General features: G+C 62.3%; 24 protein-coding genes, 1 tRNA gene and 1 riboswitch. Of the genes, 14 read left to right on the top strand and 11 right to left on the bottom strand.

The features are described 5' to 3' along the window. Nucleotides 1–245: 245 nt before the first annotated feature. Nucleotides 246–656 (top strand): tellurite resistance TerB family protein, encoded by a 411-nt coding sequence (locus NKI50_RS14625; RefSeq protein WP_023719505.1) that lies wholly within the window; start codon nt 246–248, stop codon nt 654–656. 14 nt (nt 657–670) lie between these two features. Here the strand turns inward: NKI50_RS14625 and NKI50_RS14620 are convergent, their stop codons facing one another. After that, nucleotides 671–1,522, bottom strand: coding sequence for an ABC transporter substrate-binding protein (locus NKI50_RS14620; RefSeq protein WP_352716968.1), 852 nt, complete (start codon nt 1,520–1,522; stop codon nt 671–673). A 271-nt stretch (nt 1,523–1,793) separates the two neighbouring features. Here NKI50_RS14620 and NKI50_RS14615 point away from each other — a divergent pair, with 271 nt between their 5' ends. The 3 genes from NKI50_RS14615 to NKI50_RS14605 all read left to right on the top strand — a co-directional run bounded on the left by NKI50_RS14615 (nt 1,794) and on the right by NKI50_RS14605 (nt 4,025). After that, complete coding sequence (locus NKI50_RS14615; RefSeq protein WP_352482485.1) at nt 1,794–2,525, top strand: helix-turn-helix transcriptional regulator; 732 nt, start codon at nt 1,794–1,796, stop codon at nt 2,523–2,525. A gap of 97 nt (nt 2,526–2,622) precedes the next feature. Next, nucleotides 2,623–3,261, top strand: a complete 639-nt coding sequence (locus NKI50_RS14610; protein ID WP_023719502.1) for an acyl-homoserine-lactone synthase — start codon at nt 2,623–2,625, stop codon at nt 3,259–3,261. Between the two features lie 14 nt (nt 3,262–3,275). Further along, a complete protein-coding gene (locus NKI50_RS14605; RefSeq protein ID WP_023719501.1) occupies nt 3,276–4,025 on the top strand; it encodes an enoyl-CoA hydratase-related protein in 750 nt (249 codons plus the stop codon). A gap of 24 nt (nt 4,026–4,049) precedes the next feature. Here NKI50_RS14605 and ppk2 read toward each other — a convergent pair whose 3' ends face one another. Further along, a complete protein-coding gene (gene ppk2, locus NKI50_RS14600) occupies nt 4,050–4,952 on the bottom strand; it encodes a polyphosphate kinase 2 (protein WP_352482484.1) in 903 nt (300 codons plus the stop codon). A gap of 109 nt (nt 4,953–5,061) precedes the next feature. Here ppk2 and NKI50_RS14595 point away from each other — a divergent pair, with 109 nt between their 5' ends. The 3 genes from NKI50_RS14595 to NKI50_RS14585 all read left to right on the top strand — a co-directional run bounded on the left by NKI50_RS14595 (nt 5,062) and on the right by NKI50_RS14585 (nt 8,366). Beyond that, nucleotides 5,062–6,327: an ATP-binding protein gene (locus NKI50_RS14595; protein ID WP_352493784.1), complete on the top strand. Its 1,266-nt coding sequence runs from the start codon at nt 5,062–5,064 to the stop codon at nt 6,325–6,327. 113 nt (nt 6,328–6,440) lie between these two features. Beyond that, nucleotides 6,441–7,166, top strand: coding sequence for a phosphate signaling complex protein PhoU (phoU, locus tag NKI50_RS14590; RefSeq protein WP_023719498.1), 726 nt, complete (start codon nt 6,441–6,443; stop codon nt 7,164–7,166). A 192-nt stretch (nt 7,167–7,358) separates the two neighbouring features. Continuing rightward, nucleotides 7,359–8,366: a magnesium and cobalt transport protein CorA gene (locus NKI50_RS14585; protein WP_352716966.1), complete on the top strand. Its 1,008-nt coding sequence runs from the start codon at nt 7,359–7,361 to the stop codon at nt 8,364–8,366. A 69-nt stretch (nt 8,367–8,435) separates the two neighbouring features. On the opposite strand, the gene NKI50_RS14580 is transcribed toward NKI50_RS14585, so the two are convergent. Next, nucleotides 8,436–8,960 (bottom strand): GcrA family cell cycle regulator, encoded by a 525-nt coding sequence (locus NKI50_RS14580; RefSeq protein ID WP_023719497.1) that lies wholly within the window; start codon nt 8,958–8,960, stop codon nt 8,436–8,438. Between the two features lie 354 nt (nt 8,961–9,314). Here NKI50_RS14580 and NKI50_RS14575 point away from each other — a divergent pair, with 354 nt between their 5' ends. From NKI50_RS14575 to NKI50_RS14565, 3 genes are all read left to right on the top strand, one after another. Further along, nucleotides 9,315–10,514 carry an aspartate aminotransferase family protein gene (locus NKI50_RS14575; protein WP_023719496.1) on the top strand — a complete coding sequence of 400 codons (1,200 nt, stop codon included), beginning with the start codon at nt 9,315–9,317 and terminating at the stop codon, nt 10,512–10,514. 14 nt (nt 10,515–10,528) lie between these two features. Next, nucleotides 10,529–11,440 carry an ornithine carbamoyltransferase gene (gene argF, locus NKI50_RS14570; RefSeq protein ID WP_031194171.1) on the top strand — a complete coding sequence of 304 codons (912 nt, stop codon included), beginning with the start codon at nt 10,529–10,531 and terminating at the stop codon, nt 11,438–11,440. A gap of 117 nt (nt 11,441–11,557) precedes the next feature. Then, complete coding sequence (locus NKI50_RS14565) at nt 11,558–12,568, top strand: Hsp33 family molecular chaperone (protein WP_023719494.1); 1,011 nt, start codon at nt 11,558–11,560, stop codon at nt 12,566–12,568. A 76-nt stretch (nt 12,569–12,644) separates the two neighbouring features. On the opposite strand, the gene apaG is transcribed toward NKI50_RS14565, so the two are convergent. Further along, complete coding sequence (gene apaG, locus NKI50_RS14560; protein WP_023719493.1) at nt 12,645–13,037, bottom strand: Co2+/Mg2+ efflux facilitator ApaG/CorD; 393 nt, start codon at nt 13,035–13,037, stop codon at nt 12,645–12,647. Nucleotides 13,038–13,264: 227 nt separating this feature from the next. On the opposite strand from apaG, the gene NKI50_RS14555 reads away from it, so the two are divergent. Continuing rightward, the gene (locus NKI50_RS14555) at nt 13,265–14,419 is read left to right on the top strand and encodes a ceramide glucosyltransferase (protein ID WP_352482479.1); all 1,155 of its coding nucleotides are present in this window, start codon (nt 13,265–13,267) and stop codon (nt 14,417–14,419) included. Between the two features lie 34 nt (nt 14,420–14,453). On the opposite strand, the gene NKI50_RS14550 is transcribed toward NKI50_RS14555, so the two are convergent. Next, on the bottom strand, nt 14,454–15,644 hold the full coding sequence (locus tag NKI50_RS14550) for an O-succinylhomoserine sulfhydrylase (RefSeq protein WP_352493786.1): 1,191 nt from the start codon (nt 15,642–15,644) through the stop codon (nt 14,454–14,456). A gap of 70 nt (nt 15,645–15,714) precedes the next feature. Further along, a riboswitch (SAM riboswitch) is annotated at nt 15,715–15,792 on the bottom strand. Nucleotides 15,793–15,927: 135 nt separating this feature from the next. Between NKI50_RS14550 and NKI50_RS14545 the strand changes: the two genes are divergently transcribed. Beyond that, nucleotides 15,928–17,022 (top strand): 2'-deoxycytidine 5'-triphosphate deaminase, encoded by a 1,095-nt coding sequence (locus NKI50_RS14545; protein WP_352493787.1) that lies wholly within the window; start codon nt 15,928–15,930, stop codon nt 17,020–17,022. Between the two features lie 30 nt (nt 17,023–17,052). Here NKI50_RS14545 and araD1 read toward each other — a convergent pair whose 3' ends face one another. The 4 genes from araD1 to chvE all read right to left on the bottom strand — a co-directional run bounded on the left by araD1 (nt 17,053) and on the right by chvE (nt 22,214). Continuing rightward, complete coding sequence (gene araD1 / locus NKI50_RS14540; protein WP_352493788.1) at nt 17,053–18,045, bottom strand: AraD1 family protein; 993 nt, start codon at nt 18,043–18,045, stop codon at nt 17,053–17,055. A 183-nt stretch (nt 18,046–18,228) separates the two neighbouring features. Then, nucleotides 18,229–19,521, bottom strand: a complete 1,293-nt coding sequence (gene mmsB / locus NKI50_RS14535; RefSeq protein ID WP_023719488.1) for a multiple monosaccharide ABC transporter permease — start codon at nt 19,519–19,521, stop codon at nt 18,229–18,231. Beyond that, nucleotides 19,518–21,050, bottom strand: a complete 1,533-nt coding sequence (gene mmsA, locus NKI50_RS14530; protein ID WP_023719487.1) for a multiple monosaccharide ABC transporter ATP-binding protein — start codon at nt 21,048–21,050, stop codon at nt 19,518–19,520. Before mmsA ends, mmsB begins: the two co-directional genes overlap by 4 nt. Nucleotides 21,051–21,149: 99 nt before the next feature. After that, on the bottom strand, nt 21,150–22,214 hold the full coding sequence (chvE, locus tag NKI50_RS14525) for a multiple monosaccharide ABC transporter substrate-binding protein (protein WP_023719486.1): 1,065 nt from the start codon (nt 22,212–22,214) through the stop codon (nt 21,150–21,152). 317 nt (nt 22,215–22,531) lie between these two features. On the opposite strand from chvE, the gene NKI50_RS14520 reads away from it, so the two are divergent. Continuing rightward, nucleotides 22,532–23,521, top strand: coding sequence for a LysR family transcriptional regulator (locus NKI50_RS14520; RefSeq protein WP_352716963.1), 990 nt, complete (start codon nt 22,532–22,534; stop codon nt 23,519–23,521). 316 nt (nt 23,522–23,837) lie between these two features. On the opposite strand, the gene NKI50_RS14515 is transcribed toward NKI50_RS14520, so the two are convergent. Continuing rightward, nucleotides 23,838–23,911: transfer RNA gene (locus tag NKI50_RS14515), tRNA-Gly, on the bottom strand. 132 nt (nt 23,912–24,043) lie between these two features. On the opposite strand from NKI50_RS14515, the gene NKI50_RS14510 reads away from it, so the two are divergent. Then, the gene (locus NKI50_RS14510) at nt 24,044–24,307 is read left to right on the top strand and encodes a DUF6460 domain-containing protein (protein WP_023677362.1); all 264 of its coding nucleotides are present in this window, start codon (nt 24,044–24,046) and stop codon (nt 24,305–24,307) included. Nucleotides 24,308–24,311: 4 nt separating this feature from the next. Here NKI50_RS14510 and NKI50_RS14505 read toward each other — a convergent pair whose 3' ends face one another. Next, complete coding sequence (locus NKI50_RS14505) at nt 24,312–25,214, bottom strand: histone deacetylase family protein (RefSeq protein ID WP_352716961.1); 903 nt, start codon at nt 25,212–25,214, stop codon at nt 24,312–24,314. Nucleotides 25,215–25,238: the final 24 nt, after the last annotated feature.

The following is a 25,238-nucleotide window of genomic DNA, read 5'->3' as shown; positions in this document are numbered from 1 at the left end:
TGCTATTTCCTGCAGCTTTGCCGGCATCCGTGCCGGCAGCCGCATGCTCTAGACTATGATCCCGAAAAGTGGAACCCGGTTTCCGGGCAGGACCGTGATCAGGCAAGAAGATATGAGCCCCGTCCCATTTAATCGGTATGGATCAGGCTTCAGGGCCTGACCGGAGCGTCAACGATCGCGGCTCTTTTTCCTTGCGGCGCCGGTCCCTCGTTCCTAACTTCGGGACCCGTCTCAAGGAGTTGTAAATGCCATTGTCGCCACACGAAGCCATGATCTACCTGATGGTCATCACCTCGGCGTCAGACCGCGACATGACCGATGTCGAACTGGCGCGGATCGGCGACGTCGTTCGATCCTGGCCGGTGTTTGAGGATTTCAATCAGGAGCGGCTGGTCGAGGTCGCCCAGGCCTGCCAGAAAATGCTGCAAGAAAAGGACGGGCTGGAGGGCGTCCTGGCGCGCGTCGCCGAGGCGCTGCCCGACCGCCTGCGTGACACCGCCTATGCCGCTGCCTTCGAGGTCGCGGCCGTCGATCTCGAAATGCGACTGGAGGAGGTGCGCGTGCTGCAGCTCGTCCGCCGGGAACTCGACCTCGATGCGCTGACGGTCGCCGCCATCGCGCGAGCCGCCAAGGCCCGCCTTCGCACGCTGACCTGAGCCAGCAGCCAAGCTCAGAAAAAGCTGACCGGAAAATAGCGCAGATAGAACTCGGCGAACGTGCCTTTCACCGAAATTTCCTGCAGCGCATAGTCGAAAGCGGCGGCCAGGGCCGGATCGTCGGCCCTGGTGGCGATCGCCATGCCCGAGCCGAGATATTCGGGCGCCAGATAGGGGCCGCCGGCAAAGCGGCAGCAGCCCGCCGCATCCGAACCGCCGAGCCAGAACGCAAAACGCATGCCATCGCCGAAGGCGACGTCGATCTTGCCGGCTTTCAGCTCGCCATAAAGCTCCTCCGGCTTTGCGAAGGGGACGATTTGGACGTCGCCGAAATAATCGCGCAGCATCCGCTCATGCCCGGAGCCGGCGATCACGCCGACACGCTTGCTGCGCAGCTTGTCGAACATTGGTTCCGTCAGCGCCTGTGTCTTCGGCACGACGAAGCGTGCCGGAAATTGCAGGTAGGAGCGTGAAAACGCGTATTTCGACCGCGATTCCGGCGTGGCGGCGATTCCGGCAATGATCGCTTCGCCTTCGCCTTTCCGCAGCGCGCCTTCGAGCTCGGCCCAGGGCAGCGCCTGGATCTGGCATTTTTCGGCAATGCCGAACTCGGCGCAGATGGCGCGCGCCAGGTCCACATGGAAGCCGGACAGTCGGCCTGCCCCGTCGAGAAAGTTGAAGGGCGGGAAATCGGTGGTGGTCAGGAATCGCAGCCGCGGCAGCATCGAAAGGTCCGGCTTTGGCAGCCGCACCTTGGCGTCCCAAAACACCGGCACCTGCGGCTCCGCAGCGCGCGCAGCACCCGCAAGCGATTGCACTCCGATCAGCATCGAGATCAATGAAATGGATATGCACCGAAACGCCACGCGACGACTCCGTCCAGTCTTGCCCCGGCTTTCGTACGAAATAACACAGGTTCTTGTACGAAAATAACTCAGGCACAACGGTTTTTGGTTTCATCATGGCAATTTAGGGATATTGTTTAGTGAGTTTGCAAGTGACTGTATGATGCCGGCTCAAGAGGAGCGGTGGGGCGTACAGAGGGAGCAGCTTTGCAGTCCGGGGTTGATGGCGTAGTGCGGGTTGATCACTGCCATTGGTCTCAAGTGCGGAAGGCAACATGGGGTAGATGTTGCGATGGGTCATTTCGATCGTACCCTGGAGTTGATAGATCAGTTGCAGCACGCCGGCACAGCGGCCGCCGTCTGCGAAAAGCTGCTGGGGGTAACAAGCGGGTTCGGGCTGACGGCGCTGATGGCCGGGACGGTTCCGCAACCTGGAACGCCGAAAAATCAGCAAAAGAACCATGTGCTGCTTTGCGACTGGCCGGCTGAATGGCTTGAGCGCTACGTCGCACGCAACTACGTCGATCACGATCCCGTCGTCAGCCACATGAAGCAGCTTCAGGCGCCGTTCCAGTGGCGGGAAGCGTCTCAGGGCATCCGCATCGGCAAGAGCGGCGGCGAGGTGATGGGCGACGCCGGTGAATTCAAGCTGCGCGACGGGTTGGCCTTCCCGCTGATCACGCTCGATGGCCAGATCGTCATGGTGTCGCTGGGCGGCGAGGCTGTCGAATTGTCGGGCGCCGAGTTCGGGTTGGTCTCGTTGGTCTCGACTTATGCGATTGGCCGCGCCATGCAGCTCCACACCATGGCGGGCAAAACCATCGACCATGTCGAATTGACGCCGCGTGAGCGCGAATGCCTGCAATGGGCCGCCGTTGGCAAGTCCGAATGGGAGATTTCCCAAATTCTCGGCATTTCGGAACACACGTCAGAGAAACACCTTCTTAACGCCAAAAGCAAACTCGGTGCCGTCAACCGGGTCCAAGCCGTCGCGGAAGCGATAAGGCGCGGCTATATTAACTAGGTCGGCCGCGCCGGCCTAGAAATTCTTGCCTACGTGATCGCGTAATTTTCTCGGGGGAGCACGGCCGTATTTTCCTATTGAACCTAGGAGACGGCAAATGCTTTTTTCCCTCACCACCCAGGAATTGATGGAACGCCCAGGCCTTTGGGAGGCAGTTCATCGGTTGCGTTACAAGATTTTCGTCGAGGAGATGGGATGGACCGATCTGCAGCGCCCCGATGGCCTCGAGATCGATCAATTCGACCACGACGAGGCAGTGCACCAGATCGTCATCCGCAATGGCGAGCTCGCCGGTTACCAGCGTATGTTGCCGACGACCCGGGCACATCTTCTAACCGATGTGCTGGCGGACCTTTATGAGGGAACCCCACCGTCGGGGCCGAATGTCTATGAACTGACCCGCTATGCGGTTGCGCCGGGATTCCGCGACGGCCGGCGCGGCGTGTCGACGGTGGGCACCGAACTGATCGCCGGCTTCGTCGAGTGGGGTCTGAAGCGCAACGTCAACCAGGTGATCATCGAATTCGAGCCGATGTGGGTGCTTCGCGCGCTGCAACTGCATTTCCTGGCAACGCCGCTCGGCTATCAGCGGACCTATGGCAACCAGCAGGTCGTTGCCACACTGCTCACCTTCAACGAGCACACGCTCGACGTGGTGCGATCGCGCCGCAATCACTTCGCGCCGGTGCTGGCCAGAGGGTACCCGGACATGCTCGGACAGAGACGCGCCTCGTAAGATTGGAGAGGGCCATGAACGTTCACTCAAAAACAGAATTCCGCAATCACACGCTGATCGTCACCGTATCGTCGGGTGACGGCCGCCCGGTGCTGGACAGGCGGGCCTACGAAAGCCTGGCCAGGACATTCCATGAAGCCGCTGTCGATGACGACGTCCGCGTCGTGGTCCTGCGCGGCCTGGCCGGGTGCTTTTGCCTCGGTGCTGATTTCTCCGAATTTCTCGATGCCACCAAACATCGGCGATTGATCGCCGCCGTCACCGATATGTTCCGCACGCTGGCGACGTTCCCGAAACCGGTGCTTGCCTGTGTCGACGGCGACGCCGTCGGCGTCGGCTGCACCATCCTGTTCCACTGCGACATGGTGATCGCCTCGAGCAAGAGCACGTTCCGGGTGCCGTTCGTCGATTTCGGCCTGGTGCCGGACGCGGCGACCAGCATCCTGGCGCCGCAGAAGCTCGGCTATGCCGGTGCGTTCCGCTTCTTCTGCCTCGGCGACACGCTCGCCGCCGAAGATGCCAGGCAGCTCGGCCTTGTCGGCGAGATCGTGACGGACGTCAGTGTCGAGGAAGCCACGTTGGCCAGAGCCAGGCAGCTCGCCAAGAAGCCAGTCGCGGCACTGCTGCAGACGCGCGACCTGCTTAGGGGGGACACCGGCGCGCTCTGCGACCGCATCGATCAGGAGATCTCGCTTTTCCAGCAGGCGCTGCAGGACGACACCACGCTGAAGCGGCTGCAGCGGATTGCCCGGATGGCGGCATGAGAGCCGTGAATCGATGAGGTGAGCTTATTTTTCGAGGAAAGTCGGCCCTTCGCCGATGATCTTCTTGTCCTCCTTGCCGATGACGTCGAGGTCACGGCCGTCATAGGGAAGTGACAGGAGAATGCGCTGCATGACCGCCAGCCGTGCGCGCCGTTTGTCGTTCGCCCGCACAATGATCCAGGGCGCGAACTCCTTGTGCGTGCGTTCGACCATCAGGTCGCGCGCCTTGGTGTAGTCGTCCCATTTGGTGATGCCGGCGATGTCGATCGGCGAAAACTTCCAGCTCTTCAGCGGGCTCCAGCGACGGTCATGGAATCGCTCAAGCTGCGTTTCCCTGCCGATGTTCAGCCAGAATTTGAAGAAATAGATGCCCTCGTTGCGGATCATCCGCTCGAAATGCGGAACCTCGTCCAGAAATTGCTCGTGCTGCGCGGGCGTGCAGAATCCCATCACCGGTTCAACGCCGGCGCGGTTGTACCAGGAGCGGTCAAAGGTGACGAATTCGCCCGACGTCGGGAAGTGGTCGACGTAGCGCTGGAAGTACCATTGTCCAAGCTCAGTGGGTGTTGGCTTGGTCAGCGCCACGTTGCGCGCCGTCCGAGGGTTCAGATACTGGCGCAAAACGAAGATCGTGCCGCCCTTGCCGGCGGCGTCGCGTCCCTCGAACAGCGACATCACCCGCTTGCCCGTCGACTGTAGCCACGCCTGCGCCTTGACCAGCTCGATCTGCAGCTGCTCGAGCCTCTCGTCATACCCCTCGCTCTTCATCTTCTTGTCGTAGGGATAGCCGCCGGCGGTCAGCTTGCGGTCCTCGACCCAGTCCGGAAGAGTGGGGGCCTCGATGTCGAACTCCCGCTCCTTGCCGTCGATCATGATCTTCAACGGCCCCGACGAACCTGTAGCGGGGCCTTCCTTGGCGTTTTTCATCGAGACGAACCTTTCCAGCTTCCGGACTCATGCTATTGGGAGCCTCCATGCCGGTCCAGCAGGAAGTTCTTGAGGTGGCCGCAGACGGAGCGCAGGCGACGGAGCGCAAATGGCCGACATCGGCACAGAGCGGAAAGGCAGGGCGCAAGCCGTCGCCATGCGGCTGTGGAACAGCCGCTGGCTGCTGGCGGCCGGCTTCGTTGCAGTTCTGATGGTCTATGGTTTTGCCGGCATATCCGGCTATGTGGTGCTGCTGGCAGGCGCCGTGCTGGTTGCCGCTGCGATGCTGCCGGCCGGCGTCGCGCATCAATCGACCGAAAATGCCGCGGCCATCGAGGCGAGCGGCCTGCAACGGCTTTCCGGCGAATATCTCGCGGCGGCGGTTGCCGATCCGCTGGTCATTTTCGATCGCTCCGCCGCCATCGTCCATGCCAACGCCGCCGCCTTTGCAGCCTTTGGTGGGATTGCCCCCGGCGTATCGCTGTCGCTGAAATTCCGCGCGCCGGAAATGCAGGCCTTGCTGGATAATATCTTGTCGGGCAACGTCGCTTCGGACAGCGTCGACTACATCGAGAAGCTGCCGGTCGAACGAGCTTATCGGGTGAGCGCGTCTTCTGTCGGCCACGCCACGGATCTCTACGTGCTGGTGTTCAAGGACCAGAGCGAGGCGCGCCGGATCGACAGAATGCGCGCCGACTTCATTGCCAATGCCAGCCACGAGTTGCGCACGCCTCTCGCCTCGATCGCTGGCTTCATCGAGACGCTGCGCGGGCCGGCCCGCAACGACCCCGCGGCACGCGAGCAGTTCCTGCAGATCATGCAGAACCAGACCAGCCGCATGGCGCGCCTCATCGACGACCTTCTGTCGCTGTCACGCCTGGAGATGAAGCCCTATCTCAAGCCGGGAACCGAGGTCGATCTGCGCCAGGCCATCGACAGCGTCATCGATTCGCTTGGGCCGCTGGCCAAGGAAAGCGGCGTCGTCATCGAGCGGGATTTCGCGCAAGGGCCGCTCGACGTGCCCGGCGATCGCGACGAGCTTTTCCAGGTTTTTGAAAACCTGCTAGAAAACGCCTGCAAATACGGTCAGTCCGGTGGACGCGTCGTGGTGTCGATCACGCGCGGCGACAGCGATCCCGAGCCGGGCATCGACGTCACCATCAGGGATTTCGGCCCCGGCATCCCCGAAGAACATATCCCGCGCATCACCGAGCGCTTCTACCGCGTCGATGTCGAGAACAGCCGGACCCAAAAGGGCACCGGCCTTGGCCTGTCCATCGTCAAGCATATCCTAACCCGCCACAACGCCAGACTCTCCATCAGGTCGGAGGTCGGCAAGGGCGCGGCGTTCACGGTCCATTTGCCGGCTCGCTGACGCCGTACTATCTACCACATGATGGGCCGTTTCTTTTTTCTGTCATCCGGCTAGCGTATCAGCGGGGATTCGAGCGAACGACTCAACCAGAAGATCCGGGAAGGCATTCGTCCATGCAGTCCGTGCACATCGTCAGCGCCTATGACGAGGAGCTGAAATATCTGTCGAAGCGCATCGCGGCGATGGGCGGGCATGCCGAGCGCATGGTCGAGCAGGCAGTAGCGGCGCTGGTCAATGCGAATCCGGGGCTCGCCCAGAAAGTCATTCGAGACGACCTGGTTCTGGATGAGGGGCAGCGTGAGATCGACGACAAGGCGATCATCATCATCGCCAAGCGCCAGCCGATGGCGACGGATCTGCGCGAGATCGTCGGCGCGATCCGCATCTCGGCGGACCTCGAACGGGTGGGCGACCTCGGCAAGAACATCGCCAAGCGGGTGGTTGCCGTCGCCGACGGGCGCCAGCCGAACAGCCTGTTCCGCGGCCTCGAGGCTTTGGCCAATCTGGCACTGACCCAGCTCAAGGAAGTGCTCGACGTCTACGCGTCGCGGTCGGTGGAGAAAATCGGTTTCGTGCGCGACCGCGACGACCAGATCGATGCCATGTACACCTCGCTGTTTCGCGAGTTGTTGACCTACATGATGGAAGACCCACGCAACATCACGCCCTGCACGCATCTCCTGTTTTGCGCCAAGAACATCGAGCGCATCGGCGACCACGCCACCAACATCGCCGAGACGATCTACTATATCGTCACCGGCGATCAGATGCCGGCCGATCGCCCGAAGGGCGACAAGACGGATAAGATAATTCTTCCCGCAACGCTGCCTGCGAAGTGAGTTCTCGAAACAAAACGTGGTGGCCGCTAGAGTTGCCACTTGGTGGAGTGGCTCTCAAATCCGAAAAGCAGCTCCCCTGCTGCTCCACACTAATGCGAATTTCGGATTCGCCACCTGAGAGCAAATTGCGCTAAGCTTTCGACGCGCCGACTTCTCAGTTCCGCGATGAAAGCCTGCCTTCAGGAGGCTGGGATGGAATATGTCCGCGAGTTTGCTCCCGCGCCGCCGATGTCGGGCATAATCGCTTGCGGCGTCTATACGGCTGGGCGGCGCATCGCCGACATACCGATCGAGGAAGCCGGCGAATGGGCCGGGAAGCCGGGCCATGTCGTCTGGATCGGACTGCTGGAGCCCGACCGCAATTTATTGCTGCGCGTCCAGGCGCAATTCCATCTGCACGAGTTGGCGATCGAGGACGCCGAGCATCCGCACCAACGGCCGAAGATCGAGCAATATGGTGATGCCCTGTTCATCGTTGCCCGCACGGCGCAGCTGATCGACAGCCGTGTCACCTTCGGCGAGACGCATCTGTTCGTCGGCGCTGGCTACATTGTCAGCGTCAGGCATGGCCCGTCGACCTCCTACGCCGCCGTTCGCCAGCACTGGGAAAGCTGTCCGCATTCCCTCGCCAAGGGCGAGGATTTCGTCCTCTACGCCATTCTCGATTTCATCGTCGACAACTACATGCCGGTGCTCGAGCAGATCGAAAACGAGGTCGAGGCGATCGAGGACAAGGTTCTGCTGAAGCCGATGACCGGCTCCGACATCGAGCGGCTTTACATGCTGCGCCGCGATCTCTTGCGCCTGCGTAATGCGGCCCTGCCGCTGGTGGAGGTCTGCCGGCGGCTGACCAGCGCCGATCTGCCGCAAATCCATACAGCCATGCACCCGCTGTTTCGCGACGTCACCGACCACATCCGCACGGTCCAGGAAAAGATCGACAGCCTGCGTGAGGTTCTCGCCTTCGCCTTCGAGGCGAGCCTTCTGGTCGGCCAGAGTCAGGAGACGGCGATCTCCAAGAAGCTTGCCTCATGGGCCGCCATCTTGGCCGTGCCGACAGCATTCGCCAGCATCTACGGCATGAATTTCAGCGACATGCCGGAACTGAGGATGGAATATGGCTACCCGGCCGTACTGGCGGCAATCGCCCTGATCTGCACGTTTCTTTACTGGCGGTTTCGCAAGAATGGGTGGCTTTGAAGAGAGGTGAATAGTGAATAGGGCTAAATGGGAGCCTTGCTTCTTAGGCCAGGCTCAAGCCGCCACCATTCACCTGCTCCGCCGCCGCTCCGACGCCGGCTGGAACGCCACCCGGGCGTGGTACTTGCAGTAGGGTCCGGTTTCGGCGGCGTCGTTGCCGCAGAAATGGAAGTCTTCCGAAAGCGGATCGCCATTCGGCCACTTGCAGGTGCGCTCGTTCAGCTCGACGAGTTGCAGATGCCGGGAGATCGGCACGACGACGTTTTCGACCGGGCGGATATAGTGGCGCGACACCGGTTCGGCATCGAACTGCGCCTTGAGCGCGGTCGCACCGATCGACATCGACGTGGTGGCATGGCGCGTGGCGCTTGCTGCCCGCGACACCGATTTCTGGATCGTCGATCCCTGTACCGTCTTCTTCTGGCGTGCCGGTGATGCGGTTGTGCGTCCGCGGCCGGACAGTTTCAGCCGGTGCACTTTGCCGATGACCGCATTGCGGCTGACCCCACCAAGCTGTGCGGCGATCTGGCTGGCGCTGAGACCCTCCGACCACAATTTTCTGAGAAGTTCGACTCGCTCGTCAGTCCAGTTCATGAGACCGCGCTCCTGCTGAAAAGTGCGGCAATCGGAATCCATTCCCGACCCGGCTTCTGCCGGGCAGACACCACATATATCGGGTGATTAGGTCCGCCGCACGAAATCTAGTTATTTCTCTACTACAATTACCTTATGCGCTGACTCGGTGACAAGAGTCCCAAGGCCAACACGAATCGGTTTTTTCGGTTTTCCCCAACTTGCCCGGTCGCTTATGAGCCGGCATTGTGCTGGGGGGCTTGCCGCACGTCCTTGCGCGACCTTTTCGTTGACTTCACGGCCGAAAAACACGATAAGCCACAAGGGCCGCCGCTTTGGCGGCTTTTTGATTTTCCGGTTCCGGAGACGCATATAATGAGCGGTTCGGCGCTTTTCGAGACCTTTGTTCGCGCACCCCTGGCTTTCGACCACGGTGAAGGCACCTGGCTGGTCACCGACAAGGGCGAGCGATATCTCGATTTCGCAGGCGGCATCGCCGTGAATTCATTGGGCTACAGCCATCCGCATCTGGTCGCGGCCCTCACTGAACAGGCCGCCAAGCTCTGGCACGTCTCCAATCTGTACGAGATTCCGGGACAGAGCCGGCTCGGCGAGCGGCTGGCCGACGCCAGCTTCGCCGACAAGGTGTTCTTCACCAATTCCGGCGCAGAGGCGCTTGAATGCGCCATCAAGACGGCGCGGCGCTATCACTTCGTCAAGGGCCATCCCGAGCGCTTCCGCACCATCAGCTTCGAAGGCGCCTTCCATGGCCGCACCCTGGCGACCATCGCCGCCGGCGGCCAGTACAAATATCTGGAAGGTTTCGGCCCCAAGGTCGACGGCTTCGACCAAGTCGGCTTCGACGACATCGACGCCGCCGAAAAGGCGATCACGCCTGAAACCGCGGCGATCCTGATCGAGCCGGTGCAAGGTGAGGGCGGCATCAGGCAAGTGCCGTCGCAATCGCTGAAGCGGCTCAGGCAGCTCTGCGATCAGCACGGACTGCTCTTGATTTTCGACGAGGTCCAATGCGGCGTCGGCCGCACCGGAAAGCTGTTCGCGCATGAGTGGGCGGGTGTCACACCCGACCTCATGGCGGTGGCCAAGGGCATCGGCGGCGGCTTCCCGATGGGCGCCTGCCTCGCCACCGACGAGGCAGCGGCCGGCATGACCGCCGGCGTGCACGGCACCACCTTCGGCGGCAATCCGCTGGCCATGGCGGTCGGCAACGCCGTGCTCGACGTGGTGCTGGAAGACGGCTTTCTCGATGACGTCCGGCGCAAGGCGCTGCTCTTGAAACAGGGGCTGGCCGGTGTCGCCGACGAATTTCCGGACGTTATCGAAAGCATCAGGGGCACCGGCCTGATGCTCGGCCTTAAATGCGCGATGCCCAACACCAAGGTTACGGTGGCACTGCGCGACCAGCATCTCTTGACGGTTCCGGCCGGCGACAACGTTATCCGTCTGTTGCCGCCTCTCACCGTCACCGATGCCGAGATCCACGAGGGGCTCGAGCGCATTCGTGCCGGCGCCAAGAGCCTGGCGGATGCCATCGTCGCTGCCGCCGCGAAGTAATCCTGGAATTCCTGATGTCCCTTCGCCACTTCACCGATCTTTCCGCCGTTTCCGAAGGCGATCTGCGCTTCATGCTCGACGACGCAGCTGTGCGAAAGGCGAGGCTCAAGGCCGGCGAACGCACCAAGCCGCTCGAAGGCAAGGTGCTGGCGATGATCTTCGACAAGCCCTCGACGCGCACGCGCGTGTCGTTCGACGTCGGCATGCGGCAGTTGGGTGGCGAGACGATCATGCTGACTGGCACCGAGATGCAACTTGGCCGTTCCGAGACTATTGCAGACACGGCCAAGGTGCTGTCGCGCTATGTCGATGCCATCATGATCCGCACCACCTCGCATGACCGGCTGCTGGAACTGACGGAAAACGCTACGGTGCCCGTCATCAACGGGCTGACCGACGAAACCCATCCCTGCCAGTTGATGGCCGACATCATGACCTTCGAAGAGCACCGCGGTCCGGTGGCCGGCAAGACGATCGCCTGGACCGGCGACGGCAATAATGTCCTGCATTCTTTACTGGAGGCCTCTGCGCGGTTCCGCTTCAAGCTGAACGTCGCCGTGCCCGAAGGCAGCGAACCGGCTCAGAGGCATGTCGACTGGTCGAAGGCCAATGGCGGCAAGCTGAAATTCACTCGTTCGCCCGAGGAGGCCGTTCACGAGGCCGACTGCATCGTCACCGACTGCTGGGTCTCGATGGGTCAGGAGCACCGTGCGCGCGGCCACAATGTCTTCTTGCCCTATCAGGTCAACGCGGCCCTGATGGCGAAAGCCAAGCCGGACGCGCTGTTCATGCACTGTCTGCCGGCGCATCGCGGTGAGGAGGTTACCGACGAGGTCATCGATGGGCCGCATTCGGTGGTGTTCGACGAGGCCGAGAACCGGCTCCACGCCCAGAAGGCGGTTTTGGCCTGGTGCCTGGGCGCTTGATCCGGGCCGCCTTGATCCGGGAGTTCGTGGTGCCTATCTCAGGCGCATCACGCAAATCGAGCGCGTCTCGTCGCATGCGCCCCGGAGGGCGGCATCGCCGCGCCCCGGAGCTTTGTCATGTTGGAAACTCGTCAATTGGCTGAACATCAACCCAAGCTCGGCGAGTTCGGCTACGCCGGCGACGACCATGTCGTGCCGTTTGAGGTCGGCCCGCTCGACGTGCGCGGCCGTACCGTCCAGCTCGGGCCGATGCTCGACGCTATTCTCAGCCGCCACGAGTATCCCGAGCCGGTGGCACGACTACTGGCCGAAGCCTGTGTGCTGACCGTCCTGCTCGGAACTTCGTTGAAGTTCGAGGGCAAGTTCATTCTGCAGACCCGCACCGACGGGCCGGTCGATATGCTGGTCGCGGATTTCTCCACGCCGCACGCGCTGCGCGCCTATGCCCGCTTCGATGCCGACCGGCTGGAGGCTTTGACGGCTGCCGGCGAGACGTCGCCGCAGACGCTGCTCGGCAGCGGCGTCCTGGCGCTGACAATCGACCAGGGCGCCCACACGCAACGCTACCAGGGCATCGTCCAGCTCGACGGCGTCACGCTGGAAGAAGCCGCACGCACCTATTTCCGCCAATCGGAGCAGATTCCGACCGACCTACGGCTTTCGGTGGCCAAGCTTCTGACGCCCGGCGTCGGCGGTGCCCGCGAGCAATGGCGCGCCGGTGGCCTGCTGGCACAATTCCTGCCGCAGTCGCCGGAACGCATGCGCGTACCCGACCTTCCCGGGGGCGACGGCGATCCGCGTGAGGAAATCCACGACCCGACCGACAATTCCTGGCAGGAACTGCTGGCGCTGCTTGGTACTATTGAACCGACCGAGCTGATCGATCCGACTATCGGCGCCGAGCGGCTGCTTTACCGGCTGTTCCACGAGCATGGTGTCCGCGTCTTCGGCGGCGTGCCGGTCGCCGACCAGTGCTCATGCTCGAGGGAGAAGATCCGCGGCATCCTCGAGGGTTTTTCCGCCGAGGAGATCAGAGACAGCACCGAGGATGGTAGCATTCACGTCGCCTGCGAATTCTGCTCGAAGCAATATGACTTCGACCCGGCGGAATTTGCAGCGGCTCAATAACGAGCGTCAGTGCGGCTGCCTTCGCAGAACTTGGGTTCCTCGCCCCGCAAGGCGGGAAGAGGAATCAAAGTGAACGTCAATTGACGGTGCGCCGCGTGCCTGGCAAATCGAGTGAGAAGGCGGGGATGGCGACGTCGAAGGTCTCGCCCCGCTTGTTGCGCATTGTGTAGTGCCCGACCATGATGCCGGACGGGGTCGAGAGCGGGCATCCAGACGTATACTGATAGCTGTCGCCGGGGTTGAGTCCGGGTTGCTCGCCGACGACCCCGGGGCCGCGCACTTCCTCGACCTTGCCGGTGCCGTCGGTAATGTGCCAGTAGCGCGACAGAAGCTGCACGAACTCGTCCGACCGATTGTCGATGGTCACCTGGTAGCCCCAGACATAGCGGTTTTGCGGCGGGTCGGAATGATCCTCCAGATAGAACGGCCTGACCTGCACTTCGATGTTGCGGGTGACGGCGCTGTACATGAACTGCTCCAAAGCAATGTAGACGGAACTTTCGACGCTCAGCGCAGTTTGATCAACGATGCGCGTCATCTCCTTGCCCGACTCAAGCGCAGGTGCCGAAAAACAATGTCATTTAAGTGACACATGACAATGATGGTGTGCAGGCTTGTGCCGGGCGACTCGGTGTTCTGTCGAATTGTTGAAAACGGCCGTCATGCGGCCAGCATTTCTGGAGTGACCAGATCTCGATGGAACCGACATTCGCAGCCGCCCTCTTTTCCATAGCTCTCCTTCTTTCAAATCTCGCCAGCATCCTGTTAGCTTCGCTGAAGCTGAAGCGAGCAGCTAGGATCGCATCGCCGGCCGCCACCGTGCCACCGGTATCGATCGTCGTCCCGGCGCGCGGCGTCGAGCCGTTTACCGAGGAGACGCTGGAGCGCGCCTTCTCACTCGACTGGCCGCGCTACGAACTCATCTTCTGCGTCGCCCATGCCGACGACCCCGTGGTCAAGTCGATCACCACTGCAATGGCGCGTTTTCCGGCTATACGCGCCCGGCTGCTCGTCGGCGACGACCGCATCAGCGGCAATCCGAAACTCAACAATTGCGTGAAGGGTTGGGAAGCGGCGCTTTATCGCTGGGTCATCCTTGCCGATTCCAACGTGCTTATGCCGAGCGATTATGTCCAGCAGCTGATGGCGGCATGGCGGCCCGACACCGGCCTCGTCTGCTCGACGCCGATCGGCTCGCGGCCTGAAGGGTTTTGGGGGGAGGTCGAATGCGCCTTTCTCAACACACTGCAGGCACGCTGGCAGTACGCTGGAGAGGCGCTCGGCCTTGGCTTCGCCCAGGGCAAGAGCATGTTGTGGAACAAGCCGATGCTTGACGCCAATGGCGGCATCCGCGCACTGGCCGCCGAGATCGCCGAGGACGCCGCCGCGACCAAGCTGGTCAACCGGCTCGGACTTCGCGTCAATCTTGTCGCTTCGCCCTTCGAACAGCCGCTCGGCCGGCGCACGCTTGGCGAGATCTGGTCTCGGCAGGCGCGTTGGGCGCGGCTGCGCCGCGTCACCTTCGCGCTGTTCTTCGCCCCCGAGATCCTGATCGGCGCGGCGCCGCCGCTGCTGCTTGCGCTGATCGCGGCGGCTGACGCCGGCGTCAGCCTGCCGGCAACCGCCATCGCCGTGCTGGTCGCGGCCTACCTGCCGGAATGTGCCTTGGCCTGGGTCAAAGGATGGCACCTGTCGCTGCGCACCATCCTGGCGATGATGGTTCGCGACTGCATGCTGCCGGCGATATGGGCGCGCGGCTGGCTGAGCGGCGCCGTCGACTGGCGCGGCAACGTTATGACCATCCAGACCAAGGCCGTCGCGGAGCTGGAAGAGACCCCGTCCGGCGCCTGATCGGCGCCCCCCGCTCACCTCTGTTCGGTCAGCCCTATCCGGCGGCTCTCAGCGCTTGCTCGATATCTTCGAGCAGATCGTCGGTATCTTCCAGGCCGACGGAAAGCCTGAGCGTGCCCGGCCCGATGCCGAGCTCGGCGCGGGCCTCATCGGTCAAGTTCTTGTGTGTGGTCGTCGCCGGATGGGTGATCAGGCTCTTGGCGTCGCCGAGATTGTTGGAAATCAGCACGATGTCGAGCGCGTTCTGGAAAGCAAAGGCCGCCTGCTTGCCGCCCTTCACATCCAGGCAGATCAGCGTTGAGCCGCCCGACATCTGCTTCTTGACCACGGCCGCTTGCGGGTGGTCGGCACGGCCGGGATAGATGACACGGGCGATTTGCGGGCGCTCGGCGAGGAAATCCGCTATGCGGCCGGCACTTTCCGTCTGCTGGCGTACGCGCAGCGGCAGCGTCTCCAGGCCTTTCAGCAGGGTCCAGGCATTGAAGGGCGAGAGGCTGGGGCCGGTGTGGCGGAAATAGTCATGCAGGTTCTCGTCGATCCATTTTTTGTCCGACAAGATAACGCCTCCAAGGCAGCGCCCTTGGCCGTCAATATGCTTGGTGGCCGAATAGACGACGATATGGGCGCCGAGCTGCAAGGGTTTCTGCTGCAAGGGCGTGGCGAAGACATTGTCGACGATCAGCCTGGCGCCGATCGAGTTGGCAAGTGCCGCGACGGCGGCGATGTCGACCACCTCCAGCGTTGGGTTGGTCGGGCTTTCCAGGAAGAACAGTTTGGTGTTCGGCTTGACCGCCTGTTCCCAATTGGCGATGTCAGTGCCATCGACCAGCGTTGCCTCGATGCCGTATTTCGGCGCCAGCGTCTCGACCACCCAGCGGCAGGAGCCGAACAGTGCGCGCGCCGCCACGACATGGTCGCCCGCCTTGGCGCTGCACAGCAGCGCTGCCGTCACCGCCGCCATGCCGGACGCCGTAGCGCGCGCGTCCTCGGCGCCTTCCAGCGCGCACATACGCTTTTCGAACATGTCGACCGTCGGATTGGCATAGCGCGAATAGATGAAGCCCGGCTCCTCCCCCTTGAAGCGGGCTTCCGCCGCTTGCGCCGTCTCGTAGACATAGCCTTGGGTGAGATACATCGCCTCGGAGGTCTCGCCGAAGCCGGAACGCAGCGTCCCGGCGTGCACGAGTGCGGTCTGAGGCTTCCAGTCGCGCTTCTTGGTCATCATTCTATCCAAACACCAAAATTGGTCCAAACAACAAAAAACCGGTCGCGAAAGTCGCAACCGGTCCATATGGCCTTGCGGCCCGACGGTCCTTTAGCGACTTGTTTAACGTGGCTGCAAGCCGACCGGCCAAATCACCACGGGATAACGAGCTTTAGACCCGCGCCGCGCTTGCGTCAATTGCCGGCATGATTAAGAGGGTTGTACCAAGCAGGTGCCAAAGGCGTCCACGGTCGGACCTGCGACAGAACAAGACCTCGCCCGGCGTTCGAACGGAGCCAGACCCTTGCGGCAGACAGGCATTCTTCCCGATCAGGATATTTCCGCGCTGTTCCAGACGGGCGCGCTGAAATCGCCGCGCATGTTAGATGCCGATCAGATCCAGCCGGCCAGCCTTGACCTCAGGCTCGGCGACAAGGCCTGGCGGGTGCGTGCTTCCTTCTTGCCCGGTCCGGACCACAGGGTTGTCGACAAGCTCGACCGGCTGAAGCTGCACGAGATCAACCTCGCCGAAGGTGCCGTGCTGGAAACCGGCTGCGTCTACATCGTGCCGCTGCTCGAAAGCCTGGCGCTGCCCGCTCATATTTCGGCTTCGGCCAACCCGAAAAGCTCGACCGGACGGCTCGATATCTTCACTCGGGTAATGACCGACCGCGGCCACGAGTTCGACAAGATCGCCGCCGGTTATGAAGGCCCGCTCTATCTGGAGGTCAGCCCGCGCACCTTCCCGATCGTTGTACGCACCGGCTCGCGGCTGTCGCAGATCAGGTTCCGCACCGGCAATGCGCTTTTGTCGGAAAGCGAACTGCACGACCTGCATCGCGCCGAGATGCTGGTCGCCACCGAACCACCCAACATCTCAGGCGGTGGCATCGCGCTGTCGATCGACCTCGACGGCGACAAGGATGGGCTGGTCGGCTATCGCGGCAAGCACCACACCGGCCTGGTCGACGTCGACAAGCGCGCCGCGCAGGATGTCGTCGATTTCTGGGAGCCGCTCTACAAGAGCGGTGCCGGCGAGCTGGTGCTCGATCCGGACGAATTCTACATCCTGGTGTCGCGCGAGGCGGTGCATGTGCCGCCGCTCTACGCCGCCGAAATGACGCCCTTCGATCCGTTGGTCGGCGAGTTCCGCGTCCATTATGCCGGTTTCTTCGACCCCGGTTTCGGCCATTCGGCGTCGGGCGGCACCGGCAGCCGGGCGGTGCTCGAGGTGCGCAGCCACGAAGTGCCGTTCATTCTCGATCATGGCCAGATCGTCGGACGGTTGGTCTACGAGCACATGCTGAAACGGCCGCAAGCGCTCTACGGCACCGATCTCGGTTCGAACTATCAGGCGCAAGGCCTAAAACTGTCCAAGCATTTCCGCGCCGCGCGCTGAGCTTCCCCTCACTTTGCGGCCTATGCCGGCTCAAAGCGCCTTCACCGCCACCTTCACCGGCTGCTCGATTTCGAGCGGGTTGCGCAGAGGCAGGCCGAAATCCTTCGCCTCGATCTCGAATACGTCGCCGGGCTCGGTCCTGATGCCGTCGGCGAAGGACAGCGTCGCCGTGCCGAACATGTGCACATGTACGTCGCCCGGCTGGCGGAAGGCCGAGTATTTGAAGTGGTGATGCTCGAGATTGCCAATGGTGTGCGACATGTTCGCTTCACCCGACAGGAACGGCTTTTCCCAAAGCAGCTTGCCGTGGCGCAGGATGCGTGAAGCGCCGCGAATGTCGGACGGCAGGTCGCCGATCAGGATCTCCGGCCCGAACGAGGCGTTGCGCAGTTTCGAATGGGCGAGGAAGAGATAATTCACGCGCTCGGTGACGTGGTCGGAAAACTCGTTCGACAGCGTGAAGCCGACGCGGAACGGGGCGCCGTCGTCGCCGATCACATAGATTCCGGCGATTTCCGGCTCCTCGCCGGCATCCTGGGCGAAGGCGGGCGACATGAGCGCCGCGCCGGGCGCCACTGCCATGGTACCGTTACCCTTGTAGAACCATTCGGGCTGCACGCCGATCTGGCCCTTCGCCGGCTTGCCGCCCTCCAGCCCCATGCGGAACATCTTCATGGAATCGGTCAGCTGTTCCTCGCCGCCATCGCTGAGCTTCTTGTGCATGGAATCGCGGGTCGCGGCGGAGCCGAGATGCGTCAGCCCGGTGCCGGTGAGATGGAGATGCGCCGGATCGGGATGGTTGATCGGCGACAGCAGCCGTCCCTTCTTGTAGGCTGCGTCGAGATCGACGGTTTCGCCGAAGCCCTTGCGCTCGATCAGGGCGACAAGCCCGGTGCCGGTGCGCGCGGCTTCCATCGCCAGCGAATAGACGCTGCGAGCGCCGTTGATGACGCGGGTCTTGCCGCCGTTGCGGGCAACGACGCGGATCGTCTCGGCGTCGTCGAGGATCTGTGAGATCAGCATGGTAACCCTCTCTGAATTGCGGCCTGCCTTCTTGGCAAACCCTGCCCGGCGCGGCTCGGACCCTGTCCACGCCGCGGTTGAAATTCTTCGTCCGGATTGCGCTCGCGGGTCAGGTCCCTCGGGGGACTTCTTCGCGCCGCCCGGCAGCGCCGCGATGTGACCCGTATGCCTCCTGGTTGCCTCTCAAGCCTTGTTCTTGTTGTAGACGTCGAAGACGACAGCGCCGAGCAGCACCAGGCCTTTGACCACCTGCTGCCAATCGACATTGACGCCCATGATCGACATGCCGTTGTTCATGACGCCCATGATGAAACCGCCGACCACCGCGCCGATGACCTGGCCGACGCCGCCCATCGCCGAAGCGCCACCAATGAACACCGCGGCGATGACGTCGAGTTCGCTGCCGAGGCCCGCCGCAGGCACCGCCTGCCCCAGCCGCGCCGCGATAATCAGGCCGCCGAGTGCCGACAGCACGCCCATGTTGATGAACACCATCAACGTCAGCCGTTCGGTCTTGATGCCCGATAGCTGGGCTGCCTTGGCATTGCCGCCCATCGCATAGATGCGGCGTCCGATCGTCATGCGTTTGGTAACGAAGACGAACAACGCGATCAGCACGCCCATCACCATGAGAACGATGGGCAGGCCCCTATAGGTGGCGAATTGGTAGACCAGAAACAGTGCCAGCCCGCTGATCACCAGGGTCTTGACGACGAACAGCGAGAAAGGCTCGGCTTCGTAGCCATGCCGCTCGCGGGTGCGCCGCGCCCTGAGCCCGAAATAGGCATAGGCGAGCACGGCGGCGAGGCCGATCACGATAGTCGTCAGGTGCAGCGTCAGGCCGCTGCCGACAATGGTTTTGCCGGCGGCGTTCACGGTCGGTGGTATCAGCGTCAATGGGCCGATCAGGTCCGGAATGAAGCCGGAACTCAGCGCCTTGAAGCCGACTGGAAGCGGCCCCACGGAAGACCCGCCACCCAGCAGCGCCTGACAGATGCCGCGGAAGATCAGCATGCCCGCCAACGTGACGATAAAGCTCGGTATTCGGTGATAGGCAATCCAGTAGCCTTGTGCCGCGCCGATCGCGCCACCCACGATCAGGCAGATGATCGACACCACCAGCGGATTGCTCAATGGGCCAAGCGGCCAGATAACCATCATCATCGCCGCCAGTGCGCCGATGAAGCCGGCGACTGAGCCGACGCTGAGATCGATATGGCCCGAAACGATCACCAGAAGCATGCCCAGCGCCATCACGATGATGAAGCTGTTCTGCTGCACGAGATTGCTGAGGTTCACCGGCTTGAACAGCGTTCCGGACGTGGTGAACTGGAAGAACACCATGATTGCGATCAACGCCAGCACCAACCCGTATTCGCGCAGATTGGTGACCAGCGCCGAGACGGCAATGCGAGGTGCCTGTTGTATATCCTGGGCGACGCCGGTTTGCGGCCCGGGAGCGCTTTCGGTGCTCATGATGCTTTCCCTTCTCCACGGACGATGGCGCGCATGATCTTTTCCTGGCTGGCGTCGCTCGCCGCCATTTCGCCGACGATGCGTCCTTCGTTCATGACGTAGATGCGGTCGGTGATGCCGAGCAGTTCGGGCATTTCCGACGAGATGACGATGATTGCCTTACCCTCGGAGGCGAGACGCGCGATGATCGTATAGATTTCATATTTGGCGCCGACATCGATACCGCGTGTCGGCTCGTCGAGGATCAGCACTTCCGGATTGGCGAACAGCCATTTCGACAGCACCACCTTCTGCTGATTGCCGCCAGAAAGGTTGCCGGTCATCTGGTAGACGCTTGAGGCGCGGATATTGGTCCTGCCGCGATAATCGTTGGCGACGGAAAGCTCGCGCAAATCGTCGATCACGCCATGGCGCGAGACGCCGGGCAGGTTGGCCAGCGTGATGTTATGCTTGATATGGTCGATCAAGTTGAGACCGTAGGTCTTGCGGTCCTCCGTAACATAGGCGATGCCGTGTTCCACCGCCTTGCTCACCGAAGAGACATCGATCGGCTTGCCGTTAAGGAACACCTCGCCCGTGATGCGACGGCCATAGGACCGGCCGAACAGGCTCATGGCAAACTCGGTCCGGCCGGCGCCCATCAGCCCGGCAATGCCGACCACCTCGCCCTTGCGGGCGTTGAGGTTGATGCCCTTGATGACCTGCCGCTCGGCATGGATGGGATGGTAGACCGACCAGTTTTTCACTTCGAGAACGGTCTCACCGATCTTCGGCTCTCGCGGCGGGTAGCGGTCGTCGAGCGAACGGCCGACCATCGAGGTGATGATGCGGTCCTCCGAGATGTCCTTCTTGGCCAACGTCTCGATGGTCCGGCCGTCACGGATGATCGTGACCTTGTCGGCGACCCGGTTCACCTCGTTGAGCTTGTGGGAGATCAGGATCGAAGTGATGCCCTGCCGCTTGAATTCGAGCAGCAGATCGAGCAGCGCCTGGCTGTCCTTTTCGGACAGGCTCGCCGTCGGCTCGTCCAGAATGAGCAGCTTCACTTCCTTGCTGAGCGCCTTGGCGATCTCGACCAGCTGCTGCTTGCCGACGCCGATATTGGTGATCAGCGTGTTGGGGTCTTCCTTGAGACCGACCTTCTTGAGCAAGGCGCTGGTGCGCGTCTCGTTGGCATTCCAGTCGATGACGCCGTATTTGGCCTGCTCGTTGCCGAGAAATATGTTTTCGGCGATAGACAGCATCGGCACCAGCGCAAGCTCCTGGTGGATGATGACGATGCCCTTGCGCTCGCTGTCATGGATGCCTTTGAAATGGCACTCATCGCCGCGATAGATGATCTGGCCGTCATAGGTGCCGGACGGATACACACCCGACAGCACCTTCATCAGCGTCGACTTGCCGGCGCCGTTCTCGCCGACCACGGCATGGATCTCGCCTTCCTCGACCATGAGCTTGACGTTCGACAGCGCCTTGACGCCTGGAAACGTCTTGGTGATGTCGCGCATCTCCAAAATCGTCGATGCCATTGAGAATACCACTCCTGCGAGGTCCGCAAACAATACCGGGCTGGCTCGCCAACGAAAAGGGGCCCTGCCTGCGCAGGACCCCAGGCTTTGTAACCGCGATTACTTCAGTTCTTCGGCCTTGATGTAGCCGGAGTCGACCACCAGGGCCTGGTAGTTCGACTTGTCGACGTCATGCGGCGTCAACAGGATCGAGGGAACGACCTTGACGTCGTTGTTGTAGGTCGTGGTGTCGAGGCCTTCCGGCTTGCCGCCCGAGAGCACCTTGTCGACGAGTTCGACCGTCGCCTTGGCGAGTTCGCGGGTGTCCTTGAACACGGTCGAATACTGTTCGCCGGCAATGATCGCCTTGACCGAAGCGGTCTCGGCGTCCTGTCCGGTGACGATCGGCCATGGCTGATCGGCAGTGCCGTAGCCTACGGCACGCAGCGAAGCGATGATGCCGCGCGACAGGCCGTCATAGGGCGAGAGCACGCCATCGACGCGGCTGCCGTCCGAGTAGTTGGCGGAGAGCAGATTGTCCATGCGGGCCTGGGCGGTTGCCGCCAGCCAGCGCAGCGTGCCGACCTTGTCCATGCCCATCTGGCCGGACTTCACGACGAGGGTCTTGTCGTCGATCAGCGGCTGAAGAACCGACATGGCGCCGTTATAGAAGAAGAACGCATTGTTGTCGTCCGGCGAACCGCCGAACAGCTCGATGTTGAACGGGCCTTTCTTCTCGGGATAGCCGAGGCCCTTGAGCAGCGATTTGGCCTGGATGACGCCGACGCCGAAATTGTCGAAGGTGGTGTAGTAGTCGACATTTGGCGTCTTCTTGATCAGGCGGTCGTAAGCGACGACGACGACGCCGGCGTCATTCGCCTTCTGCAGCGCATCGCCCATCGTGGTGCCGTCGATCGAAGCGATGATCAGCGCCTTCGGGCCTTTGGTGATTTCGTTTTCCAGCTGGCTGAGCTGGTTCGGAATGTCGTCCTGCGCGTATTGCAGGTCGACAGTGTAGCCCAGAGCCTCGAGCTGGGACTTGACGGCGTCGCCGTCGTTGATCCAGCGCTGCGAGGTCTTGGTGGGCATCAGCACGCCGACCAGGCCTTCGCCCGCTTGCGCCGGCAGCGTCATAGCCGCGATGCCTAGGGCCGCGACGGCGGCCAGTGTCTTGATAATCTTCACATTAACTCTCCCTGGTTGATGGACGCGTACCCTTGGGTTTCGTGGGCCGCGCAATCGTGCAGGAGCGCCAAACGCGCCGCTGCCGTCAATCGATCTCCGGTATCCTCCCAATCGGCCCCGAAACTCTGGTTTCAATCGATACGAGTTTTCCCTCGTCACCGACCGTCAAGTCTCAGGACGCGCGAAGGGTGTGTCGCTTTGCCATAACTGTCAAATGCGATCTTTGATGGTTGCTATATCGAGACTGATATGGCTTAGGCTAGTGACGACGCTGCCGGATCCAGCTGGGGCGCCGGGCGTAGGAGTAGGGAAAAATCATGGCGGCGCTGCGAAATCCTGGCGGAATATCAGCCGGTTACGATGAAATCCCGGGTGATGGCGGAACCTTGCTGCGCAGCGGCTTGAGCCTGCGTCACATGCGCATGATCGCAGCCCTCGACGAGCACGGGCGGGTGAGTGCCGCGGCCCAGGTCATGAACATCTCGCAGCCGGCGGCTTCGCGCATGATCGCCGAGATGGAGGCGGTGCTCGACGTCAAGCTCTGCGAAAGGCTGCCGCGCGGCATCACGCTGACGCCCTATGGCAAGGCATTGGCACGGCGCGCGCGATCGATCCTGCTCGAGATGCGCGAGGTCGACCGCGAGATCTTCGAGCTCAAGGCGGGCAAGGGCGGCTCGGTGTTCCTAGGCGCGGTCACGGCACCGGCGATCGAGCTGGCGGTGCCGGCGATCCGCGAGATCCGGCGCCTCTATCCGCGCATCGAAATCACCATGCAGGTCGAGACCTCGAACGTGCTGGCGCGCGAGCTGATCGCCTCTCGGCACGATTTCATCATCGCCCGCATCCCCGACGACCTCAATCCGCGGCTGTTCGAGGCCCGCGTCATCGGCGTCGAGAAGGCCTGCCTGATCGTGCGCCGCGGCCACCCGCTGACCAAGGGCAAGGCAGTGCGGTTGGAAGACACCGCCGCCTATGACTGGGTTTTCCAGTCGGGCGGCTCGCCGCTGCGCCAAGCCATGGAAAGCAACTTTTTGAACCGCAACATCGCGCTGCCGGATCGCATCCTCAACACCAGCTCGCTGTTACTGACTCTGGTCATGGTCGCGCAATCCGACGCGATCGCGCCGGTGTCGATCCAAGTCGCGAAGTTCATTCAGAACCCCGAAGGGCTCGACGGCGCCATCGACGTCGTCCAGACCGAGTTCGACATCGAGGTCAGGCCCTACAGCCTGATCACGGTAAAGAACCGCGCGCTGTCGCCGGCGGCCAAGATGCTGCACGATTTTATTTTGCGGGAGGTGGGCTGAGGATTGGAGCGGGTAGCGGGGCGCATCCCGTGGCCGGCCAGACGACCAGACAGGCCCACCAGCAGCGGCGCCGATGCACGTCGGCCACAACTGCTGCGTGATGCTCAAAAAAAAGCCCGCCAGCAGAAGCCAGCGGGCCAAGGGTAGACATTCCGGTTGGGGTCATTCGAGGCCCCGCCGACCCTCAATGTGAGATATTCGACGAACTGGCACATCGGCCAAACAGATGAAGGACGGCCAGCCGAGCTGTAAAACTGCCTGTAAAGCCGCAAGTTTTTAACATCGCCAACTCAGGCGCAACCCGTGTGGCAAAAGCTGGAGCGGGTAGCGGGAATCGAACCCGCGCGTTCAGCTTGGGAAGCTGACAAGCTACCATTACATCATACCCGCGCTGGTTCCTCCGATATCATGGCCCGGCGCCGATGCGCAATCCGGTTTGAGGGCTCGGCTTGATGCCGGGCGGTCAACTGCGTATTTCTGGGCATGTGCCCGAATCGCGGCACCCGACTGTGGAGACAGGCCTTGTCCGCACTGAACCGCTTTCTCGGCGATACGCCGCTCCGGGTGATCTTGAAGCTGCTTGTGGTGTCGTTCCTCGTCGGCCTGGTCATGAATGCCTTCGGCTGGTCGCCGATGGACGTGCTCTACGGCATCCGCAAATTCTTCATCGACCTGTGGAATTTGGGCTTCCACGCCATCGACCGCTTCCTCGGCTACATCCTGCTCGGCGCCGCGATCGTCGTGCCGGCCTTCATCCTGCTCAGGATTGCCAACTACCGGAAGTGACTTTTCACGCGTAGCCCGCAGCCACCTCGAACAGGATCGCGTGGCGTGCGGCAAGTGCTGCGACATCCGTCGAATAGCCGCCGCCGATAACGCCGCACACCGGGACGGCTAGCGTGCGGAAATGGCGGATCACCATATCGTCGCGGGCGCGCAGCCCGTCATTCGACAGCGCCAGCCTGCCGAGCCGGTCCTCGGCATGGATATCGACGCCGGCATTGTAGAAGACGAGATCCCAGCGCTTTCGCGCCGACAGCTCCAGCAGGATGGCGCCCAGCCGCTCCAGATAGGCTGCATCGCCGGTGCCGTCGGGCAGGGCGACGTCGAGGTTGGAGGCGATCTTGCGCGCGGGGTAGTTGCGGTCGCCATGCATGGAGAAGGTAAACACGCGCGGCTCGTCGTTCAGGATATCCGCCGTGCCGTCGCCCTGATGCACGTCGAGGTCGACGACCAGGATGTTTTGGGCGGCACCTTCGGCGAGCAGCACCAGCGCGGCAACGGCCACGTCGTTGAAGGTGCAGAAGCCGGCGCCTTGCGCGCGCCGCGCGTGATGACTGCCGCCGGCCGTGTTGCAAGCGATTCCGTTCAGCAAAGCCAGCCGCGCCGCCATCACCGTGCCGGCCGTTGCGAGCTGCGCCCTCAGCGAAACCCGCGGTCCCACCGGAAAGCCGATCTCGCGCTCGATCCTCACCGGCACGTCGCAGGCAAGCACCTGGTCGACATAGTCTGCCGCGTGGGCAAGCTTCAGCCATGATGGCCGCGCCACCGCTGGTGTGTTGAGTGCTTCGGGCCGCGCCAGGCCGCGTGCCCGCAAGGCGTCCATCAGCAGCGGATATTTGCTCATCGGGAAGCGGTGGTTGACGGCGAAACCGGCGTCGTAATCGGGATGATGAACGATCTGCAAGGACATGGGACGGCCGGTGCGCCAGAGGCG

The sequence above is a fragment of the Mesorhizobium sp. M0563 genome, assembly GCF_040321065.1.
GTDB lineage: Bacteria > Pseudomonadota > Alphaproteobacteria > Rhizobiales > Rhizobiaceae > Mesorhizobium.
This window is presented reverse-complemented; position numbering and strand designations above follow the sequence as displayed.